Annotated in this window: 9 protein-coding genes; 6 read left to right on the forward strand and 3 right to left on the reverse strand. The window is 55.6% G+C overall.

The features are described 5' to 3' along the window. Both AC2FNC_RS17870 and AC2FNC_RS17875 read left to right on the forward strand, forming a co-directional pair. Nucleotides 1-1,757 (forward strand): ATP-binding protein (locus AC2FNC_RS17870; RefSeq protein WP_496716133.1); only part of this gene is annotated, 1,757 nt, incomplete at its 5' end. Nucleotides 1,758-1,777: 20 nt separating this feature from the next. Further along, entirely contained in the window at nucleotides 1,778-2,941 is a 1,164-nt protein-coding gene (locus tag AC2FNC_RS17875; protein ID WP_480474678.1) for a hypothetical protein, read from the forward strand. On the opposite strand, the gene AC2FNC_RS17880 is transcribed toward AC2FNC_RS17875, so the two are convergent. Further along, nucleotides 2,938-6,537: a flavoprotein gene (locus AC2FNC_RS17880; protein WP_496716134.1), complete on the reverse strand. Its 3,600-nt coding sequence runs from the start codon at nucleotides 6,535-6,537 to the stop codon at nucleotides 2,938-2,940. The genes AC2FNC_RS17875 and AC2FNC_RS17880 overlap by 4 nt on opposite strands. 318 nt (nucleotides 6,538-6,855) lie before the next feature. Then, entirely contained in the window at nucleotides 6,856-8,433 is a 1,578-nt protein-coding gene (locus AC2FNC_RS17885; RefSeq protein WP_496716136.1) for a DUF5928 domain-containing protein, read from the reverse strand. 143 nt (nucleotides 8,434-8,576) lie between these two features. Between AC2FNC_RS17885 and AC2FNC_RS17890 the strand changes: the two genes are divergently transcribed. Beyond that, nucleotides 8,577-9,395, forward strand: a complete 819-nt coding sequence (locus AC2FNC_RS17890; RefSeq protein WP_209599235.1) for a sulfotransferase family protein — start codon at nucleotides 8,577-8,579, stop codon at nucleotides 9,393-9,395. A gap of 128 nt (nucleotides 9,396-9,523) precedes the next feature. Here AC2FNC_RS17890 and ilvD read toward each other — a convergent pair whose 3' ends face one another. Further along, entirely contained in the window at nucleotides 9,524-11,356 is a 1,833-nt protein-coding gene (gene ilvD / locus AC2FNC_RS17895) for a dihydroxy-acid dehydratase (protein ID WP_480520104.1), read from the reverse strand. A gap of 108 nt (nucleotides 11,357-11,464) precedes the next feature. On the opposite strand from ilvD, the gene AC2FNC_RS17900 reads away from it, so the two are divergent. From AC2FNC_RS17900 to AC2FNC_RS17910, 3 genes are all read left to right on the forward strand, one after another. After that, on the forward strand, nucleotides 11,465-12,028 hold the full coding sequence (locus tag AC2FNC_RS17900) for a helix-turn-helix domain-containing protein (RefSeq protein WP_480625289.1): 564 nt from the start codon (nucleotides 11,465-11,467) through the stop codon (nucleotides 12,026-12,028). Beyond that, complete coding sequence (locus tag AC2FNC_RS17905) at nucleotides 12,025-12,294, forward strand: CBU_0592 family membrane protein (protein ID WP_480555313.1); 270 nt, start codon at nucleotides 12,025-12,027, stop codon at nucleotides 12,292-12,294. The genes AC2FNC_RS17900 and AC2FNC_RS17905 overlap by 4 nt, the downstream gene beginning before the upstream one ends. Before the next feature lie 93 nt (nucleotides 12,295-12,387). After that, on the forward strand, nucleotides 12,388-12,602 hold a 215-nt coding region (locus tag AC2FNC_RS17910), incomplete at its 3' end, for a rhodanese-like domain-containing protein (protein ID WP_496716138.1).

A 12,602-nucleotide genomic window follows, 5' to 3' on the forward strand; every position in this document is an offset into this window, starting at 1 on the left:
CCTGTGTCAAACGCGCCGGGGGCAATCCGCTGTTTCTTGAACAGTTGTTGCGCAATACAGATGTACTTACCCAACAAAGCGTGCCCGGCAGTATTCAGGGGATCGTTCAGTCCCGACTGGATGCACTGGATCGAACCAGCCGCGCCGCCATTCAGGCAGCATCGGTACTGGGGCAACGGTTCTCGGCAGAAGTGCTGAACTTCATTCTGGGTGAAGGGCATCTGGATACGACCAGCCTGATCCGATCCGCGCTGGTCCGAGAGGCAGGGCCTGACCTCATGTTTGCCCATGCGCTGATCCGGGATGGATCCTATGCAACGTTGGTCAAATCCGAGCGTGCGCGCCTGCACAGACAGGCCGCCAAGTGGTTCGAGGATCGCGATGCGACCCTATGCGCACAGCATCTGGACCGGGCTGGGGCGAATAACGCCGCACAGGCGTATCTGGACGCGGCGGAGAAACTGATCCAGGCCTTCAGATTTGACGATGCCAGCCCATTGATCGAACGCGCCCTGGAACTGCCGTCCCCCGCAGGTGTCCGGTTCGATCTGCTTTGCGCTCGGGCTGAGACGCACAGGCTTCAGGGTCTGTCCGGCGACGCACTGCGTGAGTTTCGGGAAGCTGCACGCGTTGCCGAAACCGATGAGCAAATAAGCCGCGCGTATATCGGGCTCGCGCAGGCTGCGCGGCAATCCAGCCTGTATCAGGACGCGCTGGAGGCACTCGATATGGCTGAAACCGCCGCCGAGCGTTGCGGGTCAGAGCGGGATGTGGCGCAGATCAATTATGTGCGCGGTAATGTCTTTTTCCCTCTGGGTCGGGACAAGGAAGCGCTAAGCGCCAATGAACGCGCCCTGACGCTTGCCCGCAAACTTGGATCTGCCCGCCTCGAGGTTGGGGCGCTAAGCGGATTTGGTGATGCAAACTTCATGAAAGCCACCATGAAGACAGCGACAGGCTTTTATACGCAAGCTGTTGAACGAGCGCGCGAAAAAGGGCTGGTCCGCGATCTGGCCGCCAATCTGCACAATCTCAGCGTCGCGCGCAGTTACACCGGGGACGTAGCACAGGGCAAGGCGGACGCCATTGAGGCCATCGAAGTCTCGCAAACGTATTTTGCCTTTGTTCCGGAATGCGTTGCACAGACCTGCCTTGGCGTGGCCGAGACCTTTTTGGGCAACCTTGATCAGGCACTGGAAGCGTTCAGTGTTTCAGCTGAAATTGCGGAACGCGTCGGTGCAAAACGCCTTGAGGCGCAGGCCCTTGAACATCTGGCGCGAACGCAGGTTTATGCCGGAAAGTTGGACCACGGTCGGGAAACAGGTCGTCGCGCGGTTGAAATCGCGCTTGAACATGGGCGGAACTTTGTAGGGCCCAAGGCCTTGTCGGCCCTGGCAATGGCCGAGGCCAACCCTGATGAGCAAACGCGCTTGTTGAACCTGGGGTCTGAGATCATTTCCGAGGGATGTGTGGGTCACAGTCACCTTCACTTTTACTCGGACGCCTGCGCCGTCATGCTGGCGCGCGGCGATTGGGACGCAGCAATTGAATATGCGGATGGGCTTGCAGCCTTCACGACTACCGAGCCTTTGCCAATGGTCGATTTATCCATTTGTCAAACACGACTTTTGGCTGAAAGCGGACAGCAGAACACTCCGCCAATACAACACGGGGGGTATGCCGATCTGACAACGCAGTTTGCCGCTATGGGTATCACGCAATCCCTTCTGGGTTCAGTGGGGTTTCTGGCTGATTAGGTGACACGGCAGGAGGCTGAATGAGCGTTGAAAGAAAGGTGTGGCTGATTTCTGGCTTGTTGACCCTTGGGCTTGGGGGTCTCTTGCTCAAACTTTGGATCGAACTGAATCATTTTGAGGGTGATCCCACTCAACTTCCGGATCAGGCATCAGTGGACGCATATCTGGAAAAACTGGATGCCGTGCCGGATTACCGCGTTAAAACGGGGATCTTCTTAAAATCATTCAGCTTTCTTGGTGCCAGCGACGTGCAGGTCACCGGTTACGTCTGGCAGCGCTACATCACAGGTGTTCATGATGAGATCCGTCCGGCCGAGGGTGAGATCGGTTTTCTTCTGCCGGAAGCGGTCGATACAGCAAACGGCCTGATCGAAGAGGCCTATCGGCTGCCGCAACAAGATGGGTTGCTGATCGGGTGGTATTTTGAACAAACCCTTCGGCAGAGTTTTGACTACACCCGCTACCCCTTTGATCACAAAACGGTCTGGGTGCGCTTCTGGCCCGCATCTTTTGACATCAATGTTGCGCTGGTTCCTGACTTTGAGGCTTATTCCGCGACCGGTCCGGATGATATTTTCGGCATCGACAGTCAGATCGTGATGGGTACGTGGGAACGTGAGAACACCTATTTCGACTATAAGTTGTCAAGCCTGGATACGACGTTGGGCATCGCTCAGAACGCCTATCAAACCAACATGCCCGAGCTGCATTATAACTTTGTCATCAAACGCAATTTCGCAAACGCGTTCATCGTGCACATGGTCCCGCTGCTTGTCGTGACAATGCTGCTGTTTGGGGCGCTGATGACCGTCACGCGCCGCGAGGGGCTGGCCGATCGGCATGACTTCAGCACGTCCAGTGTAATCGGAACCTGCTCGGTTCTGTTTTTCGTGATCCTGTTGGCCCATGTGCAGCTGCGTGAAGGGTTCGCAGGTTCTCCTGTGATCTATATGGAGTCGTTCTTTTTCCTGATGTACTTCATGCTGCTGGCAGTTTCGGTCAATACATACCTGTTTGCGTCCGACGTTGAGACGTCGTTGCGGATCATCCACTATCGGGACAACCTTATTCCCAAGGCCGGGTTCTGGCCGTTCGTCCTGCTTTGTATGGTGGTGATCACGGCCTATAATCTCAGTTCCAAGGAAAGCCCGAAACCGCCACCAGTCAGCACAGCGGAAAACTAGATAGCCGGCTCGAATCCGGGCTTGGGTTCACCCTGCGCCATATCCAGCGTGTAGTCGCTGATAACATCTGATTTTCCGTCACGCCAGTTTTGCATGTACTTTTCAGGATCGGCGATCACATAGGCGTAGGCGGGTTTCATCACCCCATCCAAGATCACGTTGATCTTTTTGCGGATATAGACGTTCTTGGACGAGCCCTGACCATGATAACCTTCCAGCTTGTCCAGCTCGTGCAGGCCCGATTCCGTCACCCGGTAAACCTCTCCGCTTACTTGTTTGCCCATGCCCTGCTGATCGACAAGGGTCGCCATTCGGTGCAGGAAGCCACAGTTCGGATTGTCGCAGAACGGTTCATTTGGAACGATCAGGGGCATTGGTTGCCGCGTGCGGGCAGGCCCGACAAAGTCATTCAAGACCCGGCTGTGTGCCTCATGGTTCGGGAACCCCTGTTTCAGGGAGCCGTATGTGAAATACAGATAGGTGGGTTCCTGAACGGCAATAAAGGTTTCGTCACGGCCCTGTTCCGCGTCTTTTATCTTAAGGTTGTGGTCTCGCGCCCAAGCATCCAGCATGGTCCGTATCTCGGGGGCGATATCCATGCCCTGAACAAATTTAATGCACGAGGTTGCATCCATGCCTTTGGCGCGCAACAGGATGTCGACCATCCTTGGGGCTTTGTTCATCACAGCCACATGCAATGCCGTGAAACCGTGATCGTTGACGATATTGACGTCGATATCGCGGTCGATCAAATCCTGTGCCGCTTCATAATCTGGCTTGCCCAGATCGTGACCGCCTTCGTTCAATTCGCCTTCGCCGCCAGCCGCATAATGCAGCAATGAATCGCCGTGGGCTTCGTCAACAATATTGATACCTACGACACCTTCATCGATGGCGCGGAACACACGTTTCCATTCATTGATGTCATCGGCGGCGGCAGCCTCCCGGGCCCATTTGCACACGCGGTATTTCTGGTCGTCCAGTTCTTCGAATGCCTCGCCCAGTGCTTCCATGATCTGGTCGGGCGTGGCCATCATACCAATCCCCATCCGGCCGTTGGACAGGCGGCCCTCCCGAGGGCCTATGAAATCGATGCCCAGTGTCTTCAGCCTTGCGACATTGTTCTGGGTGGTGATGTTGTTCCACATATTCGTGTTACAGGCCGGGCACAGGATCACGGGCTTCTTCTGGTACTGCCACGCCACAAAGACAGAGGTCAGAAGGTTATCGGCGATCCCGTTTGCCACCTTTCCCATGGTGTTGCAGGTGATGGGTGCGACGATCACGCAATCGGCCCAGTCACACAGCGCCAGATGCGACGCACGCACCGGCATGTCGAATTCCATGTAACGGAAATTCCATTCATCATCGTCGCGGTAATAGTCGTTATGGGTGATCTTGGCGTCGATCCGTTCAGCGCCGAAGTCCCGAAAGAACTTTTCAGCCGAAGTGGAAGGGATCAGTTTGACATTGTGTCCGGCGTCGACGATGCGCTCAACAAGTTCTGGTATCTTGTCTGCCGCCGATGACCCGCAGGCACAAAGCAGCACGTTGCGTTTGCCGCTGCTTACCTCGTTCATCACACCTTTGGGATAGCCGAACATGTTCTTATTCAGGCTGGGTGTCTCTTCAAGCTTGGAAACGGGAAGACCTGCTTCGATCATGCGGTCCTGAAGGTGACCTGCCTTGATCATGTCCACAATGTCTTCCAGCTTTTCGCCTTTGCTGATGCACTGGCCTTGGAAAAACAGGTAGGGAACTTTGGGTTTTTCACCTAAAGATATCAGCTGACGTCGCATCTTTATCGCGTTGGGGTCGCGACCGCCCACATCCACCTGCTTTAAGCTGGTCGCACCGATGTTCGAAAGAACACTTCTGAGCATGTAGGACCACGGGTCTTCATCTTCATAAAACAGAACCATGGGGTTGTTCCGGATAATGCTGGCGACATCCCCGGGATCTTCGGGCGGCTCAACTGTTTCGATCACCAGCAAAGCCGGGTCCTCCAGATCGCGCAGGCCGCGGAAGATGTTGCCACGAGGGGCTTGCCAGACCTGTGACGTTGCGGGGCTCATGTCGACGATCGTCACAAGGTCGGCTGCTTCATCATATGCGATACACAGGCACCAGAATTCTTCGAGCAACGCGGTTTCCCGGTAAACGTTTACCGGCGGGCGGATGGCTTCGATCCCGGTTACCCGATTAAAGTCGATATTGATCATCAGGTGACGGTCCGTGTTGGCGTCCAGGCCCTGTAGTTGCATCTTGAACCAGTCTTCGGGGGTAAGGATCGATGTGTCCTCGCGCGTTCCGAAACTGCGAAGTGAACTGCTCAGGTGTATGTTTTCAGCCGCGTTCAGATATTTCTGGGCCATGTTGTGCATGTCCGCGGCCGTGGCCACCCGTGAGACAACATCCGTGAAAGAGGCTTCGGTGGCCCGCAGCAGCTCGTCTTCGTCCACCTTGTCATCGCCGTGAATGGCCAGGCTTTCCACCAACACACCTAAGGAGTTCATGTTCGGAGTGGCGCGGCGGAACAGGTTGCGCCGTTTCTTGGGGTCTTTTGCCAGATAGAGCGTGCTGTCGACATAGTTGCATCGTTGCTTGAATGTCTTCAGATGCGTCTTGACCGCGGCACGCGCCGAGAAGCGCAAAATGCCACGCGACCGCATCGAGGTTCCGTCACGGTCCGACATCGCCTTCCAAAGCCGGTCTGCGGTTGTAACCCAAAGCTTGCCGTATTTCTCAGGATGTACGTCCATCATGTGCACCAGCCCAGTGCTTGGGTTGCACTTGGCGATTACGGCAAAATGCCCGCCCGGCATATTCGCTTTGCCATGGGCGACGCCGACCTGAAAATTCGCCACCAGAATATCATTGTCACCACCCAGCCGGTTGGATTCGTCAATCGCATCCAGCAACAGCTGCACGTTTGTCGTGTCCTCGTCCATGAAATAGGCCTGAACCTGAACACTGTCCCGCAAGCCCTGCGAATGAATGTAGGTACAGGCGACATCAAACAGCTCACCCAGTGAGATACCGTCATTGACGACGAAAGACGAAGGCAGCGCGCATTCACGGAAAATGTCGTTCACTTCGCAACTGAAGCCCAACGCGGACATGCTGAGGGCGGCAGCCGTCACGCTGCAACAATTGATCGGCTGCTGGAAGTTCTGCAATTGAACACTGACCAAATCGCCGAACATCGTGGCGAAGCAGGGTTGCCGGATTTCCTCTGGTATCTGACGCCAGTTCTCGCTGGACAGAAAAGCCACCCGCGATCCGTCCAGCGCGAGCGCTTCGAGGCTGACGGGAATGTCTGATATCTGAAGGTGCTCTTCATAGAAATAGTCACCGACATCCGCGCTGGCCAAAGGATTACCGTTCTGCCGCAGCTGAACCACACCGCGCAGAACAACATACATGCCGCTTGCTGGCAGAACCGTGTTGTCGGTCACCTCGATACATTCGAAATGACGGTTGATGACTGACGGGTCGGCAATCTTGGCCTCGCCCGGCAGAACCTTGTATATCAGGTTCCAGTCTGCGTCATTTGGGATATATGATCTGGATGTTTCAATTTGATCTATAAGCACAACTGTTCCCCCCGGAGTTGCGTTTCAAATGTCTAATTGCGGCCAGCAGGGGCTTTCGGGTTTTCGATGCGCAGATACCCGTCATTCAGAATTAAGGACGCGTCTGTTTTTGCCTTTCACTGGCCAGGGCCGGCCTGCCAAAGAGAAAAAGTATAAGCAAATTGGCCCAATTGGCTGCACAGTATCCGATTTTTGAATAAAAATCACGATGGCAGTGATGTTGGGTTTTAGGCTGTCCTTTCCGACAGGCAAATATGCGGTGCACCCAATGCAGCAAAGGGGGCCGAAAAGCTGTCGGATGTCAGGCTGACTTTCCGTTTAGTCGGCGAACAGGTAGTCCAGCCGCATCACCGCGTCGGCCTTTTCTTTGTCCACCCCAAGAAATTCGGATATGACAGCTATGTTTTCGGCGCGCTGGGCGGTTTCCCGCAGTCGCAGGTAATTGTCCAAACCGGCGGCGCGGATTTGTTGGGACTCGTAACTCAGGTCGTTGCGAAGTGTCGGCAGCAGATGGGAAACAGTCTCAACCGGGCTGTTGTCACCCGCCAATCCGACGCGCCGCGCGTGGCCAATCAGGTATTCGTCCGAGTATTCGCATTCGATCTCAAGCACATGGGTTTTGGCCTGATCACCGCTGAAATCCTGAACAACGTCCAGATTGGCCGGGTCGAGGCACAGAACCAACTGGTCTGATCCGAAACTTTCGAAAAGCATTCGTACAACAGCCCGCCGATGGCGCGAGCGCTTGGTCAGCGTCGTTTCAATACCACCCAGATCAGGCAGTTGGGTATCCTCTTCGTTAAACAGGTATTCGACGCAGGGGATATCTGTTTCAGACGCGATCTGATCGACCAGCCTTTTGGCGACATGCCACTTCTTGCAGACGATCACAAACAGCTCTCGGTCGGGGCCCAGAACACTTCCGGCCTCCCAGAAGCGTTGCCCGAACCGGCGCCCGAAGCGCCCCCGGCCAGCCAGAAACGCATACAGGCTGCGCCCCTCGTTCGAGATGGGAAAGTCGATGCCCTCACTCGCGTAAAGTGAGCCGAGACGCTCTTTCAGCTCATGTGCCTCAGGGCTGATCTTGCGGGCAAACAAATAGTCCTGACCCAGAAGCATGTCATAGTGATCGTTGTAGAACGTGACGGGCATTCCATAATCCGAAAACATCAGAAATGTCGGTGTACGGTTTTCGATTTCACCTTTCGGGATCAGGTGGCGTACCAGCGTTTGAAAGAAGGTTTCATCGGGTATCCAGGTGGTTGCAAAAAACCGGATCACGTCCCTGCGCTGCCTTAGGAAATCCAGGATCATCTCAATCGTTCGGCGGCGAAGACACCACCATTGGCTGCCGATCATAACCTGAAGGTCTTCGGGAATTTGCCGCATCAGCCCAAAACGCCTCTGTGTTTCATAGGCGGCGTAGAACAGTTTCGGCTGGGTGCGTTCATTGAAATAATGGCGATAGATCAACCGGTCTTCTTTCATGCCGGTCTTGATCCAGTCGCTTTCGAAAAAGTCGTGGCTTTCAATGAAATCCTTGTCGTGATCATCCAGAAACCGGTGGGTGTATTCTGCGGTTTTGATCGCCATGCAATCACCGGACAGCATGTAAAAATGCGTGGCGCGGGGGAAGGTTTCGACGGCGGCCTGCAAGGCGTTCAGCGTGGCCTGCACCAGCGACCATTCTCCCCAGCCGCATTTGATGCGCCTTTTAGCAAAGGTCACGTTCGGATTTTGATCCAGCGCGGAACGAATGCGCCCGTAGCCTTCGGCGCTGGCACGGGCGTCAAAGTGGATGGCCATGCAATCGCCCGCAGCGGTCAGCTGTTCGGCCTGTGCAATGATTGCATCAGGGTCTTTATGGCATAGCAATATATAGGCAATCTTCGCCATCGAGGTTAGGTAATTTCCGTTTCTGCCCGGTTTCAACCGTGATACTGAGGATGAGCGATTGAATAAACAGAATAATTTTGGTTCCTTGTTATCAAAAGCTGGCATATCGGTTTGAGACCAGACCAGCGTAGGAGGCACAGCAGATGGGTTTTCCCGGTACCTGGATGACCGAGAGCGAAAGCATGGTGTACCGCGTTGTGCCAAAATGCGCCTGCTCGACCATTGGGCAGATCATGTATTATTCGGATCACGGTCAGTTCTTTGACGGTGACATCCATGACGCCAAGGATGGCATGCACAAATGGGCCTTTGATCAGAGCCAGGACCTGATTTCCAAAAATGTGCGCGATCACGCCTCGTATTCCTTTACCTGTGTGCGCAACCCGTACACGCGTATTCTGAGCTCGTTTTTCGACAAGATCTGCGGGATCCAGCGCAACGGCAAACGGTATCGTGGCAATCTGGTGCCGACGCTGATCTACAATTACGGGATCGAGGTGGGCGGTGACGATGGCAAGGGAGAGTTTGACCAGATCGCCAGCTTTCGCCGGTTCCTGCTGTTTGCGCGTGATACCATCCGCTGGCGGCGTCCGATGGACCCGGACATTCACTGGTCAGCCATGTCTGGTCACGTGTCGACCTTCATCGTGAACGGTGGTCGTTATGATCGGATCTTCTGGACCGAAGCGTTCAACGACGGGATGCAGGGTGTCTTGGACAATACAAAGCTGAAGCATTCTGTTTCGCTGTCCGAAATACCCCGGTTCAACGAATCCGAAGGCCACGGACCCAAGCGCGCGCATCCGGTTGAAGACTATTTCGACGACCTGTCGATGCATCTGGTCTATGAGATCTACAAGCAGGATTTTGAGCTGTTCAAATACGATTTCGAAAACCCGGCCAACAAGATGCCGATTGGCGAAATCGATCTGGATGAAATTCACGCCAAACTGGGCGATTGATCCTTAGGCAGGATGACCCGTCCATCGTCAACGTTTCTTGCGAAACATTTAATCTGGTTGCGCCCGGGTGCGCCTGTGCATGATCGACTTACCGGTCTGCCGCGTCAGCAGACCGGTAATCTATCAGTTTAGACCTGACGCACGGCTCCTTTCGCCGCGCTGGTGGTCAGTTTCGCATAGGCCTTCAGCGCAGTAGACACCTTGCGTTTGCGCGGCGCAGCAGGCACCCAGCCCTTTGCGTCCTGTGCTTCGCGCCGGGCCGCAAGCTCTTCATCTGAGACGGCCAGATGGATCGAGCGGTTGGGGATGTCGATTTCAATCGTGTCGCCATTCTGTACCAGACCAATCTCTCCGCCTTCGGCCGCCTCGGGCGAGACATGGCCGATCGACAGACCGGAAGTGCCGCCCGAAAACCGCCCGTCGGTCAGCAGGGCGCAGGCTTTGCCAAGACCCTTCGACTTCAGGTAAGACGTTGGGTACAGCATTTCCTGCATCCCCGGACCGCCACGCGGGCCTTCATAGCGGATCACCACAACATCGCCCTCTTTCACCTTGCCGGTGAGAATGTCGCTAACAGCCTGATCCTGGCTTTCGCATACATAGGCCGAGCCGGTGAATTGCAGGATATTGGCATCCACACCAGCGGTTTTCACGATACAGCCGTCGCGGGCAATGTTGCCGAACAGAACCGCCAGACCGCCATCCTGACTGAATGCGTGTTCCTTGGACCGGATCACGCCGCCTTGGCGATCGGTGTCTAGTTCCTTGAACCGGTTCGACTGGCTGAACGCCTGTGTGGTGCGAACTCCGCCGGGGGCGGCCTTGAACAGCTCCTGTGCTTTGGGATTGTTGGCGATGGTGATGTCCCAGTTGGCAATCGCCTCGCCCATCGTGGCCGAATGCACTGTACTGCATTCGTTGTGCAGCAGGCCCGCGCGGCTGAGCTCACCCAGGATCGAGAAGATACCACCGGCACGGTGGACGTCTTCCATATGCACGTTCTCGGTATTGGGAGCGACTTTGCAGAGGCAGGGAACACGACGGCTGAGGCGGTCCATATCGGCCATGGTGAAGTCAACTTCACCCTCATGCGCGATGGCCAGCAGGTGCAGCACCGTGTTGGTCGATCCACCCATGGCGATATCAAGGCTCATGGCGTTTTCGAACGCTTCAAAGGTGGCAATCTCACGGGGCAGAAAGCCTTTTTCGTCCAGATCGTAATGGCGCTTGGTGATCTCGACGATGCGGCGGCCAGCCTCAAGGAACAGCTCTTTGCGGTCTGCGTGTGTCGCCAGAGTCGACCCATTGCCAGGCAGGGCTAGGCCCAGCGCTTCGGCCAGACAATTCATCGAGTTCGCGGTGAACATGCCCGAGCATGAGCCACACGTGGGGCAGGCGTTTTCTTCGATGTGCTGAACCTGTTCGTCAGTGAACTTGTCATCTGCGGCGGCGACCATAGCGTCCACAAGGTCAATCTTCTTGGCTTCCAGATCGGCGATGTCGATCTTGCCCGCTTCCATCGGACCGCCCGAAACGAAAATGGCCGGGATGTTCAGACGCATGGCGGCCATCAGCATACCCGGGGTAATCTTGTCGCAGTTCGAAATGCAGACCATAGCGTCCGCACAATGGGCGTTGACCATATATTCGACCGAATCTGCGATCACTTCGCGTGAGGGCAGCGAATACAGCATTCCGTCATGGCCCATGGCGATACCGTCATCCACGGCGATCGTGTTGAACTCTTTCGCCACACCACCTGCGGCTTCGACCTCGCGCGCGACCATCTGGCCCAGGTCCTTCAGATGCACGTGACCCGGCACAAACTGGGTGAATGAGTTGACGATGGCGATGATAGGTTTGCCGAAATCGTCATCACCCATACCTGTGGCCCGCCAAAGGCCGCGTGCGCCAGCCATATTGCGGCCATGGGTAGAGGTTCTGGATCGGTACAATGGCATGATGCTGTTTTCCCTGTTGCCTCGGGTTGCATAATTCGGGGTTCGTACGTTATAGCGCACGTAGCACATGTGCGTTATAACGTACAAGGTAAATCGCAGAGCGCGGGTATGGCTATGGACGACATTACGCTGAAATTACGGGATGTGCGGGCAGCCTCGGGGTTGAGCCTGTCCAGAGTCGCCGAGATGACCGGTGTCAGCAAAGCCATGCTGGGCCAGATTGAACGCGGCGAATCAAGCCCAACGATCGCGACGCTTTGGAAAATCGCCAAGGGCTTTCAGATACCGCTCAGCGGGTTGATCGACACGACTCTGGGCGATCCATCGGTCTTTCAGACTGTAACCTTTCCCGGCAGTATCGAGGTCAAGATTGTCTTTCCCTTCGATCCCGCGCTGGGTGCCGAGACCTTTCATGTGAACCTTGCCGCGAACCAAAGCCACGAATCCCCGGCTCATGCCGCCGGGGTGACCGAGGAAGTATTTGTCCTCAGCGGCACTTTGGAAATTCTGCGTGGCGAGGACTGGGTGCCCTTGCAGGCCGGGCAGGGGTTGCGCTTTGCTGCGGACCTGCCGCACGGGTATCGCGCCGGTTCGCAGGGGGCCGCGTTTCTGAATATGCATCACTATGCGCAACACACTGAATCTCCTGAAAACGGCACGGCCCAGACATGACGGCTATTTTTGACACGCTTACCATCGTGGATGCCATCGGCTCATTCGGGGCGCTGATCGTGGTGGCCGCGTATTTCGCAACGCAGATGCGGATGATGAATTCCGATGATCTGGCCTTTCCGATGATCAACCTGCTGGGGTCTGTCCTGATCGTCTTTTCGCTGCTTGAGAATTTCAATCTGGCCTCGATGCTGATCGAAGGGTTCTGGATTGTGATCAGTGTCATCGGCATCATCCAGCATTTCCGCCTGCGCAAGGCGCGATAATTCCTGAGATCAACAAGCGCTAGCGCTATCCAGCCTTGAACGCCCATGCCACGGGGTATAGGGAAACCCCAAGCTCGCTTAGGGGAGGCTTTGATGCAGGACGATCCAAAAACCCTCGTATCCACCGAATGGCTGGCCGCGCATATGAAAGACCCGGATCTGCGGATTCTGGACGGGTCGTGGTATTTGCCGGCGCAAAACCGTGATGCCAAGGCCGAATATGATGCCGGGCATATCCCCGGAGCACGGTTCTTTGATATTGATGAGATATCAGACCACCGTTCCGACTTGCCTCATATGGCGCCACC

Source organism: Ruegeria sp. BHSA123, from assembly GCF_059613425.1.